The organism is Pollutibacter soli (assembly GCA_029269725.1).
Taxonomy (GTDB): Bacteria; Bacteroidota; Bacteroidia; order Chitinophagales; family Chitinophagaceae; genus Pollutibacter; species Pollutibacter soli.
In genome coordinates, this window is sequence record JARJHS010000008.1 from 289,602 (window position 1) to 303,870 (window position 14,269).

Below are 14,269 nucleotides of genomic sequence, written 5' to 3' on the forward strand. Positions count from 1 at the left end.
CTGCAGGAAAAATAAAATTGAGATGCAGTATATCAAATTCCCCTGGCAGCCTTTCTTTTTTCCAGATATTCTTCCAGTTCACTTCGGGAAAAACTACTCAGGTTTTTGTCAGGAGTCAGCAATGATTTTTGTGCCGCATAAACTCCATACCGGATATCATCATATCCATCTATTGAATGCGCATCAGGATCAATCGAAATCATCGCACCTTTTTCCAGCGCTTTATTGATCCATGTCCAATCGATATCCAATCTTCGTGGATGCGCGTTGAGTTCGATCACCACTTTGTTTTCCACACAAGCATCAATGATTGCATCATGATCAACGGGATATCCGTTTCGACTTAACAACAACCGGCCCGTCATATGACCGAGGATCGTTGTGTTTGGATTTTCAATGGCACGGAGCAAGCGCATCATTGCTTTATCCAGGCTCATTTTCAGATTAGAATGCACGGATGCAATCACCAAATCAAAACTCCTGAGGACGGGTTCTGAATAATCAAGTGAACCGTCATTCAGTATATCACTTTCAATACTTTTAAAAATACGGAACGGCGCAAGTGTTTTATTCAATTCATCAATCTGCATATGCTGCTCACGGATTCTTTCTTCTGAAAGTCCCTTTGCATAAAATGCAGTCTTACTATGATCACTGATCACGAGGTATTCAAAACCTTTGCTGATACACGCTTTCGCCATTTCTTCCAGCGAGTTGCTTCCGTCGCTCCAGGTGCTGTGCGAGTGAATGATTCCTTTGATATCTTCCGGTTGTATCGGATCAGGAAGCGTCGTTGAAGTGATGATATTGAAGATGCCAGTATCTTCGCGTCGGTAAGACGGGATAAATTTCAGTCCTGCTGATTCAAATATTTTTTCTTCATTGCTGAAATCAATTTTACTTCCTGCTGTCCTGAGTTGCCATTCATCGAAGAAAACAACGGACGAACTTTGCTGAAATAACTGCTGATGAAATGCTTCAGGTGTTGTATGTGTGAAGTACAGATTGATATTGTCGGAGGATTTGTGATGTGAACTTGTCGGGGTTGATTCAATTTCGCTGAATCCATTCTGTACCAGCTTTTCCTTTAATGCTGATGGTGTTACAGTAGTTATCCATTCTGCACGTCCGATCACCGGCAGCTGTCTCCTCAACGCGCCGGATATTTCCACAAGTTCCCCAGGAAAATTTTCTTTCAGAAAGGATGTAAAATGATTGGCGATGGAAATGATTTCTGCATATAAAAAATGTCCCTGGCTTCTCATGTAGAAATCTATTGCATCGGCTACATTGTTCTGCGTTTTTTCGCCAAAACCTTTGTAGAGCATCAATCTGTTTTCCTGGCAAGCATAAAGCAATTCACCCAGGCTTTCTATTTCCATTTCTTTCCAGATTAAAGAAATCTTCTTAGGTCCAAGACCTTTGATGTTCAGCATTTCCATTATCCCGGCAGGTGTTTTGGAAATGAGTTCATCGAGTACTTTTATTTTACCTGTATCCAGGATTTCAATAATTTTTTTTCCGGTTGAATCGCCGATTCCTTTCAGTCCGGCAATTTTCTCTCGCGGAATCGCATTGAGTTGTGTAGGTAGTTGTTCAATATTGTATGCAGCAATGGAATAAGATTTTGATTTGAAGGAATTTTCTCCGTGTATGTCCATCACTTTCGATAACAGGCTGAATTGATCGGCTATGGCGTAGTTGTCCATATGGGGAAGGTTGCATTTTTGCGGTAAGTTACTAAGAAGTGGGGAGGCAGGTAAGGAAGCAGGAGACTGAATGGTTAGATTTTAGTAGCAAGGTTCAGGCGCAATGTTCGGCTCTTACTGTTCTTTGTTTCTGTTTTTCTGTTTCTTATTCAGACAGGAGATGTATTGATTTAATTGCAGTAACAAACCTGGGAAAACTGCTTCCTGTTATCAGTTGTCAGGAAGGTGCAGTCACTTCGATGAGCAGAGTTCACTTTGATGTCCAGTGGTTTTCTGATTTCAATTTCTGATTAAGTCTTCCTGTATTCTTAATTCTGCATTTCTTTCTCGTTTGGAAACCAGGAAAAACCAAAGCCTGTCCCTTAAATCTCTCTACTATATCTCCTGCCTCCCGACTCCTGCCATGCATTTCATCTCAGCCTATGGCCATAAAAAAAGTCCCGCATCGCTGCGGGACTGTATTCAGTGTAAGTTGTACGCCTGCGGCGCAGACGTTACTACTTTTTAGCTGCTTTCTTAGCTGCCTTTTTAGGAGCTTTTTTTGCTGCTTTCTTTGCTGCTTTTTTAGGAGCCGCTTTTTTTGCTGCTTTTTTAGGAGCTGCTTTCTTTGCTGCTTTTTTAGCAGCTTTTTTTGCAGTTGCCATGTGTTTCGAATTTAATGGTTTAGTAAATAAATAACCATATAAAAATAGAAACACTTTTGTTTTCTACAAAAAAATTTTTTTTTAGTAGAGAATTTTTAATTATCCGGCCGCTTCAACAGAAGAAACTGAAACAACAGTTTTGTTGCTTTTTGTCTTTCTGAATTCAACAACACCATCTGCAAGTGCAAACAATGTAAAGTCTTTACCAACGCCAACATTTTTACCGGGATGATAAACCGTTCCGCGTTGGCGAACGAGTATGTTTCCTGTGATTGCAGACTGACCGCCATAAATTTTTACACCGAGTCTTTTGCTCTGTGAATCGCGACCGTTCTTTACACTGCCTTCACCTTTCTTATGTGCCATGACGAATGAAGTTTAAATATTGTTGGAAATAAGCTTAAGCTATTTTTCCGATTTTGATTTGAGTATACAATGTGCGGTGACCTGTTTTTTTACGGAAACCTTTTCTTCTTTTCATTTTAAACGCGATCACTTTATCACCTTTAACTTCGCCGATGATTTCTGCATTTACTTTTACAGTCACATCATTGCCAAGCGCGAGTTTACCGTCGCTGTCAGAAAGAAGAACATCACTGAATTCCAATTTATCGCCGGATTTACCATCGAGATGTGGTACATAGAGCTCCTGGCCTTCACTGACGCGGAACTGCTGACCGGCTATTTTTACAACTGCAAACATAATATGCCAAAATTTAGGAGTGCAAAGGTAAGGGGAAAAAGGTGTAAACCAAAGATTCCGGCCAAAAAAAGTTAGTTAAACGATGCCCCCGTTTGAGCAGGCAAAATTATCTTTGCAACCTATAACAATTGCCATATTCCATGAAATTGAAATCATTCCTTGCCCGGCCTTTTGCAAGCTATATATATAAACAGGTGCGCAGAGGAATGTCCACAGCCGTGGAAGACCAGAAAAAGATATTTAAAGATCTGATCAAAACGGGCAACCAGGTGGAATTTGGCGCGGACCATCATTTTAAAGATATCGATGGTTATGAGAGCTTTAAAGAGGCCGTGCCCATCCGTGATTACGAGAAGATCAAACCTTATATAGATAAGATCAAGGAAGGTAAACACAATGTTCTCTGGAAAGGTCAGCCTATTTACCTCGCTAAAACTTCCGGTACCACCAGCGGGGTCAAGTATATTCCTATTACAAAGCAATCCATTCCCAATCATATCAATTCAGCCCGCAATGCGCTGCTTTGTTATATCGCAGAGTCTGGTAATCACCAGTTTACGGATGGAAAAATGATTTTCCTGTCGGGTTCCCCGGAGCTGGAAAGAGTTGGAGGGATCCCAACCGGCAGGTTAAGCGGTATCGTGAATCACCATATTCCTAATTACCTGAGAACTAACCAGCTGCCCACGTATGAGACGAATTGCATTGAAGACTGGGAAACCAAGCTGGACAAAATCGTCGAGGAAACTTACGGCAAGAATATGTCGCTGATCAGCGGCATCCCACCGTGGATGCAGATGTATTTCGACCGGCTTCGGGAGAAATCGGGCAAGCCAGTGGGAGAACTGTTCCCGAATTTCAGTGTACTCGTTCATGGGGGAGTTAATTTTGAACCTTACAGAGAAAAGCTGATGGACACTATCGGCCGCAGGGTGGATAGTATCGAAACATTTCCTGCATCAGAAGGATTTTTTGCCTTCCAGGATTCACAAAAAGCAGAAGGATTACTGCTTAATTCAGATTCCGGCATATTTTATGAGTTTATTCCAGCCCAGGAAATCTTTAATGACAGACCGACTCGTATATCGCTGAAAGATGTTAAGGTGGGCGAGAACTATGCGATGATCGTAAACAGTAATGCAGGACTCTGGGGCTACAATCTGGGTGATACTGTCAAATTTGTTTCCACGGATCCGTACAGGTTGATCGTAACAGGCAGAATAAAACATTTTATTTCTGCTTTTGGTGAACACGTAATAGGAGAGGAAGTGGAATACAGCCTTATGAAGGCGGCGTCAGAACTGGGGCTGAAGATCGTGGAATTTACAGTGGCGCCGATGGTGCAAAAAGGAGAGGGGCGATCCTATCACGAGTGGTTTGTGGAATTTGAAGATCAACCTGAAGATTTAAAAGAATTTGCGCGGGTTGTTGACAATAATCTGCGTAAGAAAAACATTTATTACGATGATCTTATCCGTGGAAATATTTTAGATCCTCTGGTGATCAGGCCGTTAAAGCGTAATGCATTTATCGGTTATATGAAATCGATAGGTAAACTTGGTGGTCAGAACAAAGTCCCCAGATTGAGTAATGACCGAAAGCTTGCTGAAGCCCTGACCCCCTATTCCTTTGTGGAATAAAGAACCTATTTTTAAAACATGAACTCTGCAACACAACAAAAGCCTGCAGCAGCACCAACTTCTGCAGACGGAAACCGCAAGCGTATTGGTCTTTTTGGCTCTACTGGTTCAATAGGAACACAGGCGCTTGAAGTTATTGCCGCTAACCCGGATAAGTTTGCAGTGACCGTACTGACAGCCAATTCCAATTTTGAATTACTGATCGAGCAGGCGAAAAAATTCAGGCCCCAAACCGTCGTGATAGGTGATGAATCCAAATTCCAGACAGTAAAACAAGCGCTCGCAGGGACAGGCGCAGAAGTGATGGCGGGAGATCAGTCCCTGGTCGATGCAGCATCACTGGAACATTATGACATGATGCTTGCGGCAATTGTCGGGTTTGCGGGATTGCGGCCAACCTTGCGTGCAATTGAAAACGGCAAATCAATTGCCCTTGCAAATAAAGAAACATTGGTTGTTGCGGGTGATATTGTAATGCAGCAGGCAGTGGAGAAACGCGTGCCGGTTATCCCCGTGGATTCTGAACATTCAGCAATATTTCAATGCCTTATCGGGGAAACCCGCAATCGGATTGAAAAGGTAGTACTCACTGCATCCGGTGGACCATTCCTCGGAAAAAAGCCGAACTATCTCGTCAACGTAAAACGCGAACACGCTCTTCAGCATCCCAATTGGAACATGGGTGCAAAGATCAGTGTAGACTCTGCAACATTAATGAATAAAGGACTCGAGATGATTGAAGCTAAATGGCTTTTCAATCTTCGCCCGGAACAGATCCAGGTAGTGATCCATCCGCAGAGCATCGTCCATTCATTTGTTCAGTTTGAAGACAGCAGTATAAAAGCGCAGATGGGGCTGCCTGATATGAAGCTCCCTATCCAGTATGCTATGGCTTTCCCCCAAAGAATAGCCAATGCTTTTCCACGCTTTGATTTTTCGAAATCAGCACAGCTTACTTTCGAACCACCTGATATTAAGACATTCAGAAATTTAGGTCTGGCAATGGAAGCATTATACAAAGGCGGAAATCTGCCTTGTGTGCTGAATGCAGCAAATGAAATTGCCGTTTATGGATTTTTGCGCAATCGCATCGGATTTTTGGATATGACCGAAGTGATTGAGCAAACCATGAAGAAGATACATTTTATACCGAAGCCCACTCTTGAACAATATTTTGAAAGCGATGGAGAGGCCCGTAGCTTCGCGGCTTCACTTATGAATCTCTAGTCCCGTAATAATTAACCTTTCATTTCTCAAAAATTTCGGAACGTAGCGCATGAATTTTTTGTTTGTATTAGCGGCGATCAACTGGCAGGCAGTAGGCCTGCAGGCCGGACAGCTCATTCTCTCCCTCAGCATATTGGTGATCATGCACGAACTCGGGCATTTTATCCCGGCAAAATGGTTTAAGTGTCGCGTAGAAAAATTCTATCTCTTTTTTGATCCCTGGTTTTCACTTTTTAAAAAGAAAGTAGGGGAAACTGAATACGGCGTAGGTTGGTTACCGTTAGGGGGCTATGTGAAGATTTCCGGAATGATCGATGAAAGCATGGACAAAGAACAAATGAAAAAACCTGCTGAATCATGGGAATTCCGTAGTAAACCAGCCTGGCAGCGATTGATCATCATGATCGGTGGCGTTACCGTCAATGTGCTCCTCGCATTTTTTATTTATGCGATGATTTTGTTCACCTGGGGAGAAACAAAACTTCCAACCAAAAACATGACCGATGGTGTTTGGTGTGTTGATAGTCTTGCAACAAATATTGGTTTACAAACAGGCGATAAAATTCTGGCTGTGAATGGTAAACCCGTAACCTATTTTGAAGACGCAAACGCAGAATTGCTTCTCGGTGAAAAAATTACGGTTGAGCGTGACGGTCAGGTTAAAGAAATTGTGATTCCGGTGAATTTTATCGGCCAGCTGGTGGAGACGGGGAAAAGAACTGCGCTCATTATGCCCCGTATTCCTGCAATTGTTGCAGAAGTCAGTGATTCATCTTATGCCAGGAAAGCTGGTTTAAAAGCAAAAGACAGAATTATCGGCATTAACGGAACTGACGTAAAATATTTTGATCAGATAAAGCCGCTGCTTGCAGGCAAAGAAAATGATACAATCAATCTTAAAGTACTGCGTGATGATAAACCGGTAGAATTGAAAACTGTATTGAGTAGTACTGCAAGCATCGGATTCTACCCTTTACTTTTGGGACTTGATGATCTGAAAAATCTGAAAGTCTATGAGTTTCAGTCGAGGGAGTACGGATTCTTTGAATCATTTCCTGCTGGTGTAAAAATGGCGATCAAGAAACTGGAATCTTATGTCGCGCAGTTTAAGAAGATCCTGAATCCGTCTACCGGTGCATATAAAGGTCTTGGAGGTTTCAAGGCCATGGGTTCCATATTCCCCAAATATGAATGGAACTGGGAAGCCTTCTGGACCATCACTGCATTCTTTTCTATTGCGCTCGCATTTATGAATCTCCTGCCAATTCCCGCACTGGACGGAGGGCATGTGTTATTTACTTTATATGAAATGGTCTCAGGCAGAAAGCCGAGCGAGAAATTTCTGGAATATGCACAGATCGTCGGCATGGTCCTGCTTTTCGGTCTGCTGATTTATGCCAATGGCAACGACTGGTTTGGCTGGGGTCGAAGTAAATAGTGGAGACGGGTACCCAAAACACATTTTGAAAATGCGAAAAGATAATTTTTGAAAAACTTTAATGTAGTGCTAATAAGCAATTCGTATGATAGCTAATTCGTATAAGTTGGTCAGAATGAATGGCTAATCGTAGAATCCATATACGTGTTTTTACCAAGCAGTAAAAAAAATTACTGTAAAATCGGGCCATGTATTAAAATGTTGAAAATTGTATATTATTTTTAGGATAACAAATAAACGAAGCTTAACCTACTTCGATTCAGTTTCACAAATCCAATCTTAGTAAGTACCATCCACCATCCTCTACTTCCAATTGAAAATGATTTACTGGAAATTTTCCAATGTTGTTCGTTAATGAATTGTGCATTTGCCGGAACATTTTGACACTTGGAGAACCACACGCTGAATTTTTTCGGTAACAACCCAATTATTTCAACACACTAACCCCTATATGTGGCCAGGTAATCAGTCACTGCAAAAAAAAGGTAAGCCCCTGCGCATAAAGCGTAATGGCAATCAGGATGCTGTTGCAGAACAGCACCAGATCAGGCTCAATCCGAACAAGATAACCCTGATCCTGGGAGTAATTGCTGCTACAATAGTTGGCCTGGGCCTTGTGCTCCAGATCATGTATTATACCACTGATCTTGACAACTACCTGTTGTACCTGGATTTTCTTTTCAATGTGGACGATGAGTTGAATATCCCTTCTTATTTCTCGTCAGTTATTCTGCTGTTTGCAGCAATTTTATTAACAGCAATCACTTATTTGAAAGTTAACGCGAAAGATAAATTCCGCAGACACTGGATGTTACTGATGATCGGTTTTTATGTTCTTGCCGCTGATGAGATGATCACTTTGCATGAGCACCTCAACAAACCTTTCAAACAACTGATGGGAAACAATACTTCCGGAATATTCACCTTTGCATGGGTTATTCCGGGAATGATTATCGTTGCCGCACTTGGTTTAACATTCATCCGCTTTCTTTCTAAACTTCCAAAGAGTACGAGGATGGGATTTATGCTCGGAGGATTTTTCTATGTCGGCGGAGCGCTTGGTGTTGAAATGCTCGGTGCAAATTATGCAACTACCCACGGAATGCTGAACATGAATTACGCTTTGTTCACGATTGTTGAAGAGAGCTCTGAAATGCTTGGTGTAATCATCTTTATTCACGCATTACTTTGTTACATCAAAAACAGTTACCGCGAACTCACGCTTGATTTCAAATAGCTTGTTGTATAGCCCAACTTTGTGAAGCGATTGCAATAACAGTCGTTTTCGCTTTCTCTGACCCTCTTCATATATCGAGGCTGAACGTTATACGCTGAATGTTAAACGTCAAACGTTCAGCGTTAAACCTCTCTGCTCTCAGGATTTTCCGTAACTTTACAAACCCATAACAGTTTGCAACTGCATGGGAACCCCGGGGGCTGACCGGTTTTGACAGCATAGATCTTTGTATGTAAGCATGCAGTGCTTTGGGTATTCAGCACTTAAATCCGGATACTCAAACAATAAATGGCGAATCTAACTACGCCATGGCTGCCTAATCAGAGATTAGCGTAGTCATTATAGCCGCATAGCAGGCCTGTCTTTGCCGAGCTATCCCGCTGAATCAAAAAAAACAAGACTGCTGCAACAGAAGGCTGTGACTGTTGCTCAAGACCATTCAGCTAAGGTGTTCGTTGGTTCGTCCTGTTCCTGCGAAAACCCGACAAACAATCCAGGAATAAGCATGTAGAAGGCATATGGCGAATATGTTTGGACGCGGGTTCGACTCCCGCCAGCTCCACCAGATGACGTTGAACGTGTTGCTATTTTATAAAATGGCAAGACAATCGATGGCAGCATTTTTATGCTGAGTTTTATTTTCCATCGGTAGTAAATGAAGCGGTTTACAACAGCCTTATAAAGCCGCGCGCGATTTGGTTATTTCATTCAGAATGTCCTTATTCGCACTCCATTCTTTTATTCTTCTGACAACAAGACTACAGATCTCGTCCTGTATCCGGAATGGACTGGTTTGGGAAATTTCATGTTCATAAACATCAGACCATACCAAACGGTAGGTGGCTGTTTCCACCAATTGAATATTTACCCTGATGGTATCATTAATCATTTGTGCTCCGCCAGTGATCAGGTGACTGAACCCCAAAACTGTACCCATTTCTCGATAATCAGGATGGGCAAGAACGAGGTTTTTTAAGGCCTGGTAAGCAATGATTGAAAGATGGCAGGTATTGGTCAGCGTGGATCCCAGCTGCATACAGAGTCCATCTGCAAATGACCTTAGATTATGGTCTTCCTGGTCGCAGATAAATGGTACAACCGCTAAAGAAGTGAAGCCGGGAAACCCTGTAAAAGTAAATCCATTGTTTTTTTCGTCCGAAAGGTTTGATGAAATACCTGTTGGCCGATTGGTAAAAACAGGCACATATTTACCCTTAGGAATTGAAATGATGATTGGGTCGTTAAAGCCGAGACCTTCATAATACTTGGATAAAGTGCGTCGGAGCCGGCCGGCATGTATCCGTACGATTCCATTTTCCTGCGGGTTGAAGCTGGCTGGTTTATCCAGCACATGCATAGCGATGGTGTATTCCTTCAGGCAATGCGAACGGCCGACAATGGTTTCCTGAACAATAAAAGACAGAAATTTCCGGAGAATTTTCGATTCTGTAAATAAAGGATCATGATAGATCTTTTCGAGCTGCTCTTCTACGGCGCCAACGCTGAAAAGCATCTCCTGGTCATAAGCGATTTCACTGGACATAAGGAGGTATTTTTGGTTTAACAGCATCCATTCTTTGCCCAGGTCAGGCAAACAAAATGGCAGTTCTCAAAATGTCAGGACAGACTAATCAGTCTTAGGCATGGAATATTGGTACTTCATCTCTCCTTCCCTGTTGTGTTTCAATAATTTTACCCAGGTGTGAGAAAGCGGTTGTCAGGATAATGTATGCGGAGGATTTTTTAAATCTTTCCAGGTCTTCAATAGAGTTCCAGTACGTAAAGAAACGGTAGGTGTCCAAATCAGACTTATCTCTGAAAAACCCATGGCTGATGCAACCCAGTGGTATCTGTGTTGAAACCAATGACGCAGTTCCTTCAAACTCGCTTTGTTTCAGCGTTGGAATTTTGCCACTCAGGGTCAGGTAGAACATCTGTTTGGTTTACGGGGAATCTTAATGTCGGATTCCAAGACTTATGCCAGATTGTATTTTTTAAGAATATATTTCGTAAGAATATGATTTGCAATATATTACGATTGGTTTTTTTCTTACCTGTTTTACTTCTTATTTCACAGGGATAGTGAAATTTCAATATGCTCGCGATATTTCGATACCGACTTTTCGAGATTTTAATTAAGCCTTTCGAATTTGAAATTGAAAGGCAGCTATATCCCGGAAAAAGCTGCGTTTGAATCGCCCGGAAATTTCTAACCAACAGCGATGCACCTTAAATACCAGTCATCTTATACCCGATCGATCTGAAGCTTTTTAAGACGCGAACGAAGCGTACTCGGGTTTAAACCTAATCTCTCAGCTGCTCCGTCTTTGCCATTTATCCTTCCATTACATTCACTAAGTACTTTTAAAATGTGCCTCCTTTCGACATTCTCCATCGATATCATCTCCGAATCAATTGTAGCGGGTTCACTGCCATCATTCAGCCATGCAAGCTGCAGGGTTTTGCCGGTACTCAGAATCACCGATCTTTCGATCAGGTTCCGTAGTTCCCGGATATTGCCTGGCCATGAATAACCTGATAATCGAAGTAAGTCAGCTTTTGAAACTTCGAAAACGTCCTTATTCATTTCAGTTGCGTACTTTCTCACAAAGTGAGCAATCAGTAATGGGATATCGCCTGGCCGGTTTCTCAACGGAGGGATTGAAATCGGGAAAACGCTCAAACGATAATATAGATCGTCGCGGAATTTGCCGGACTTAACTTCCTGCTGAAGGTTGCGGTTGGTAGCTGCAATTACCCGGACATCGACCTTGACAACCTGTGATCCGCCAATTCTTTCAAACTCACCAAACTGTAGCACCCGTAATAACTTTGCCTGTAGCGAAAGTGGTAGTTCACCGATTTCGTCAAGAAAAATCGTACTGCCATCGGCAAGTTCAAACTTTCCTTTACGGCTGGAGGAAGCTCCGGTAAATGCACCTTTTTCGTGTCCAAAAAGTTCACTTTCTATTAAATCAGATGGAAGGGCCGCGCAATTGACACGAATCATCGGATGCTGATTCCTGAAACTATTCCGGTGTATCAGTTCGGCAAATAGTTCTTTCCCGGATCCGGTTTCACCCAGCAATAATACTCCGGCATTCGTGGCCGCAACCTGTTTCGATTTCTGAATTGATTGCAATAGCTGATCACTTGTTCCGATCAGATCAGATTCTGTTTGATCAGGTGATATCTCGGCTTTAAGTAAAAGGTTTTCTTTTTCCAGTTGATTTTTCAGCAACTCAATCTCTTCGAAATATTTTATCTGCGCAGTATTGTCAACCCCTATTTTCATCATCACTTTTTCTGATTTGTCCGCGTTGTACACAATTACGTTTGTCCAGTTGATGGAAAGCAACTGATGATCAGCACTGCGGATATTTTCATGTGATGTAGATGAGACTGGTGTACTTTCATCGGTGATAAGCGTTTGGTAGTATTTCCTCGCCTGTTCTGCAGGAATATTCGTCGGGAATATAGCAAACCAATCCTCGTTAATCATGCTGGTATTGCCTGTGAAACCTAATTTCTGAATCGCATATGGATTTGCGTATTTAACAATCCCACTACGGTCAAGTTCTACCACGAGGAGTTCCATATTTTTAACCAGCAGATTCCATCGTGAATCTCTCCAGCTGAGAACTTTTTCCAACCTGTTTTTTTCAAGAAGATTTGCAGTAAGTCTGATGCTCATGATTACAGTAAAGGAAATCATGTGCAGGTGAGAAGTAAGAAAAGGGATTTTTGTCACCCAGGTTCCATAAATGTCGTGGTTGATTTTGTCGATGATCGATAAAATCCAGACAACGCCATAAATGACCATAGCTGCGGATAGCCACCGGCTTTCATTTATGCGGCCGGACATCCTTTGTTTTTCTGCAGAAAGTATTCCCTGTAAAAGAATAAGACCTAATGCAACTCTTGAGATATAAAACCAAAGTGTAAGATCATCAGACTCCATGAACATTATTCCATAGGATATCGCAAGTAGTGCGGCGATAACCCAGGTAATTTTTCTGTTTTTATAACCACTGTAATATTCAAGGAACCACGGGAGGAGTGCATAATAACTCCAGATGAAAATTCTTTTAAATTTTATTACGTCGGAATAGGGGGCAACATCCTGTACAATGAAACCAACGGGAGGAAGTACGATAAAGATGAAACCGCAAAGAGAAAGCATGCCAAAAACCAATTCAGCTTTTTGTCCACGGGAGTAAAGACCTGCAAAGAGATTTATCATTCCTGACAGCAACAGGATACCTGCTGTAATCAGGCCGAAAACGTGTTGAAATTCCTGCATAAGAGCTCATTAAAGCTACTTCTCAGAGTGGAGGATTTACAGGGACGGGTTACACCAATTCAGAAAATGGGTTAATGAAATTACCCGCACAATTTAAAGAAAGTTCCGCGTTAGTGCCTGTAGTACTTTAAACGACAGGAACCCATAAAGTACCAATGTACTTTTTGACATTTTACGGCTTGAAATTTCACCGCAATCCGACTAAAGGTTAACCGTTAAATCGCATTTTCAGGTCTTTTAAACAAGTCTTGATTGTACTTTAGTGAAGACTGAATGAGGCGAAATTTGCCTCAGAAATCCTGTAAACCTTGTTATCAAATAAAAACCCGAAGGAAGGCATGGAAGCTAAGAATTTCCAATTGCAGGCAGTGAAAGAAAGGTTCCCGAAACAGGAAAATGACATCACTACCCTTTATTACCACGATCTAGAATTCAGGGCTATCTGTGAGGATTATTATTTGTGCATGTATTACCTGAGTAAGTTCAGAAAGGAAACCAATGAAACTACTCAAACGGTCGAAGAATATGAGAACATGAAGCAGGAACTTGAATCTGAACTAATGGACCGGCTGAAATCGCGTATCAGATAATCGGTTATTGTATACTGTTACTTTAACACCCCATGGCTCCGGCAAATAAAAAAGCAGGAAACGACAATTGGTTCCTGCTTTTATATTTAACCAAAACAACTGCTAAGAAAACTTTATCTGTAAAAACTTTATTTGTAAAAAAACTTGTTTCTAGTAGCGGTTGGTGAACATAAAACCGATAGTAATTCCAAAATTGGAGAAACTATTACTATTGATCAGATCTGTTTTGTTAGTTGCGAAACTATAACCCAGGGCTATATTGGCACCGAATCCGCTATTTTCTCCAAACATTACGAACGCGCCAACTTCAGGCCTGGCAACAAATCCCCAGTTATCATCATCGCTCACATAAACATTGTAATACAGCGATTGTTGTAATGACTGCCCGCCGAGAGCAACACCTGCATATGGTCTGAGCAGTTTCCCTTTCTTGAAATAGTAATGGAATGTAGCTGTGATAGGCACCTGGTAAGCCTGTGCGATATAGTCAGATGTGATTGCTCCGTTACCATCTGGTTTTTCAATGGTACGGCGATTGAAATATTCTTCGTAAGATGCCCAGCTCCAGGCGAGGCCCACCGAAAATTTTTCCTTGATCACATACCTGTATTCCAGTTTGCCACCGGCAAAACTGGTTTGCTTAATATAGTTAGATGTTGTGGGGAAATTGATTTCCCAGTTGGCTGTGAATATGTGCGTCTGACCGTTGGCGATAGTGGTAAAGGCGGTGAACACCAACAGGCCTATGATTAATTTTTTCATGTGTTTAGATTTAGTC

At 41.9% G+C, this 14,269-nt stretch carries 13 protein-coding genes and 1 other RNA gene; 6 read left to right on the forward strand and 8 right to left on the reverse strand.

What is annotated here, in order from left to right:
* Positions 1-32: 32 nt before the first annotated feature.
* The 4 genes from P2W82_RS19290 to rplU form a co-directional block, all read right to left on the reverse strand.
* Positions 33-1,709, reverse strand: a complete 1,677-nt coding sequence (locus P2W82_RS19290) for a helix-hairpin-helix domain-containing protein (protein ID WP_336517569.1) — start codon at positions 1,707-1,709, stop codon at positions 33-35.
* A 497-nt stretch (positions 1,710-2,206) separates the two neighbouring features.
* Positions 2,207-2,353 carry a hypothetical protein gene (locus P2W82_RS19295; RefSeq protein WP_336517570.1) on the reverse strand — a complete coding sequence of 49 codons (147 nt, stop codon included), beginning with the start codon at positions 2,351-2,353 and terminating at the stop codon, positions 2,207-2,209.
* A 99-nt stretch (positions 2,354-2,452) separates the two neighbouring features.
* Entirely contained in the window at positions 2,453-2,719 is a 267-nt protein-coding gene (rpmA, locus tag P2W82_RS19300) for a 50S ribosomal protein L27 (protein WP_336517571.1), read from the reverse strand.
* A gap of 34 nt (positions 2,720-2,753) precedes the next feature.
* Positions 2,754-3,056: a 50S ribosomal protein L21 gene (rplU, locus tag P2W82_RS19305; protein WP_336517572.1), complete on the reverse strand. Its 303-nt coding sequence runs from the start codon at positions 3,054-3,056 to the stop codon at positions 2,754-2,756.
* Between the two features lie 140 nt (positions 3,057-3,196).
* Between rplU and P2W82_RS19310 the strand changes: the two genes are divergently transcribed.
* The 5 genes from P2W82_RS19310 to ssrA all read left to right on the forward strand — a co-directional run bounded on the left by P2W82_RS19310 (position 3,197) and on the right by ssrA (position 9,163).
* On the forward strand, positions 3,197-4,696 hold the full coding sequence (locus P2W82_RS19310; RefSeq protein WP_336517573.1) for a GH3 auxin-responsive promoter family protein: 1,500 nt from the start codon (positions 3,197-3,199) through the stop codon (positions 4,694-4,696).
* 18 nt (positions 4,697-4,714) lie between these two features.
* The gene (locus tag P2W82_RS19315; RefSeq protein ID WP_336517574.1) at positions 4,715-5,923 is read left to right on the forward strand and encodes a 1-deoxy-D-xylulose-5-phosphate reductoisomerase; all 1,209 of its coding nucleotides are present in this window, start codon (positions 4,715-4,717) and stop codon (positions 5,921-5,923) included.
* Positions 5,924-5,972: 49 nt separating this feature from the next.
* Positions 5,973-7,361, forward strand: a complete 1,389-nt coding sequence (rseP, locus tag P2W82_RS19320; RefSeq protein ID WP_336517575.1) for an RIP metalloprotease RseP — start codon at positions 5,973-5,975, stop codon at positions 7,359-7,361.
* A 451-nt stretch (positions 7,362-7,812) separates the two neighbouring features.
* On the forward strand, positions 7,813-8,598 hold the full coding sequence (locus tag P2W82_RS19325) for a hypothetical protein (protein ID WP_336517576.1): 786 nt from the start codon (positions 7,813-7,815) through the stop codon (positions 8,596-8,598).
* A gap of 196 nt (positions 8,599-8,794) precedes the next feature.
* Positions 8,795-9,163, forward strand: a transfer-messenger RNA (tmRNA) gene (ssrA, locus tag P2W82_RS19330).
* Positions 9,164-9,274: 111 nt separating this feature from the next.
* On the opposite strand, the gene P2W82_RS19335 is transcribed toward ssrA, so the two are convergent.
* The 3 genes from P2W82_RS19335 to P2W82_RS19345 form a co-directional block, all read right to left on the reverse strand.
* On the reverse strand, positions 9,275-10,141 hold the full coding sequence (locus P2W82_RS19335; RefSeq protein WP_336517577.1) for a hypothetical protein: 867 nt from the start codon (positions 10,139-10,141) through the stop codon (positions 9,275-9,277).
* Positions 10,142-10,235: 94 nt separating this feature from the next.
* The gene (locus P2W82_RS19340; RefSeq protein ID WP_336517578.1) at positions 10,236-10,532 is read right to left on the reverse strand and encodes an antibiotic biosynthesis monooxygenase family protein; all 297 of its coding nucleotides are present in this window, start codon (positions 10,530-10,532) and stop codon (positions 10,236-10,238) included.
* Positions 10,533-10,843: 311 nt separating this feature from the next.
* Complete coding sequence (locus P2W82_RS19345) at positions 10,844-12,901, reverse strand: sigma-54 interaction domain-containing protein (protein WP_336517579.1); 2,058 nt, start codon at positions 12,899-12,901, stop codon at positions 10,844-10,846.
* A 338-nt stretch (positions 12,902-13,239) separates the two neighbouring features.
* On the opposite strand from P2W82_RS19345, the gene P2W82_RS19350 reads away from it, so the two are divergent.
* Entirely contained in the window at positions 13,240-13,491 is a 252-nt protein-coding gene (locus P2W82_RS19350; protein WP_336517580.1) for a hypothetical protein, read from the forward strand.
* Positions 13,492-13,641: 150 nt separating this feature from the next.
* Here P2W82_RS19350 and P2W82_RS19355 read toward each other — a convergent pair whose 3' ends face one another.
* A complete protein-coding gene (locus P2W82_RS19355) occupies positions 13,642-14,253 on the reverse strand; it encodes a hypothetical protein (protein WP_336517581.1) in 612 nt (203 codons plus the stop codon).
* Positions 14,254-14,269: the final 16 nt, after the last annotated feature.

Coding starts and splice junctions, on each gene's coding strand:
- P2W82_RS19340 (WP_336517578.1), bottom strand. CDS start 10,532: ATGTTCTACCTGACCCTGAGTGGCAAAATTCCAACGCTGAAACAAAGC.
- rseP (WP_336517575.1), top strand. CDS start 5,973: ATGAATTTTTTGTTTGTATTAGCGGCGATCAACTGGCAGGCAGTAGGC.
- P2W82_RS19345 (WP_336517579.1), bottom strand. CDS start 12,901: ATGCAGGAATTTCAACACGTTTTCGGCCTGATTACAGCAGGTATCCTG.
- P2W82_RS19355 (WP_336517581.1), bottom strand. CDS start 14,253: ATGAAAAAATTAATCATAGGCCTGTTGGTGTTCACCGCCTTTACCACT.
- rpmA (WP_336517571.1), bottom strand. CDS start 2,719: ATGGCACATAAGAAAGGTGAAGGCAGTGTAAAGAACGGTCGCGATTCA.
- P2W82_RS19350 (WP_336517580.1), top strand. CDS start 13,240: ATGGAAGCTAAGAATTTCCAATTGCAGGCAGTGAAAGAAAGGTTCCCG.
- P2W82_RS19325 (WP_336517576.1), top strand. CDS start 7,813: ATGTGGCCAGGTAATCAGTCACTGCAAAAAAAAGGTAAGCCCCTGCGC.
- P2W82_RS19290 (WP_336517569.1), bottom strand. CDS start 1,709: ATGGACAACTACGCCATAGCCGATCAATTCAGCCTGTTATCGAAAGTG.
- P2W82_RS19315 (WP_336517574.1), top strand. CDS start 4,715: ATGAACTCTGCAACACAACAAAAGCCTGCAGCAGCACCAACTTCTGCA.
- P2W82_RS19295 (WP_336517570.1), bottom strand. CDS start 2,353: ATGGCAACTGCAAAAAAAGCTGCTAAAAAAGCAGCAAAGAAAGCAGCT.
- P2W82_RS19335 (WP_336517577.1), bottom strand. CDS start 10,141: ATGTCCAGTGAAATCGCTTATGACCAGGAGATGCTTTTCAGCGTTGGC.
- P2W82_RS19310 (WP_336517573.1), top strand. CDS start 3,197: ATGAAATTGAAATCATTCCTTGCCCGGCCTTTTGCAAGCTATATATAT.
- rplU (WP_336517572.1), bottom strand. CDS start 3,056: ATGTTTGCAGTTGTAAAAATAGCCGGTCAGCAGTTCCGCGTCAGTGAA.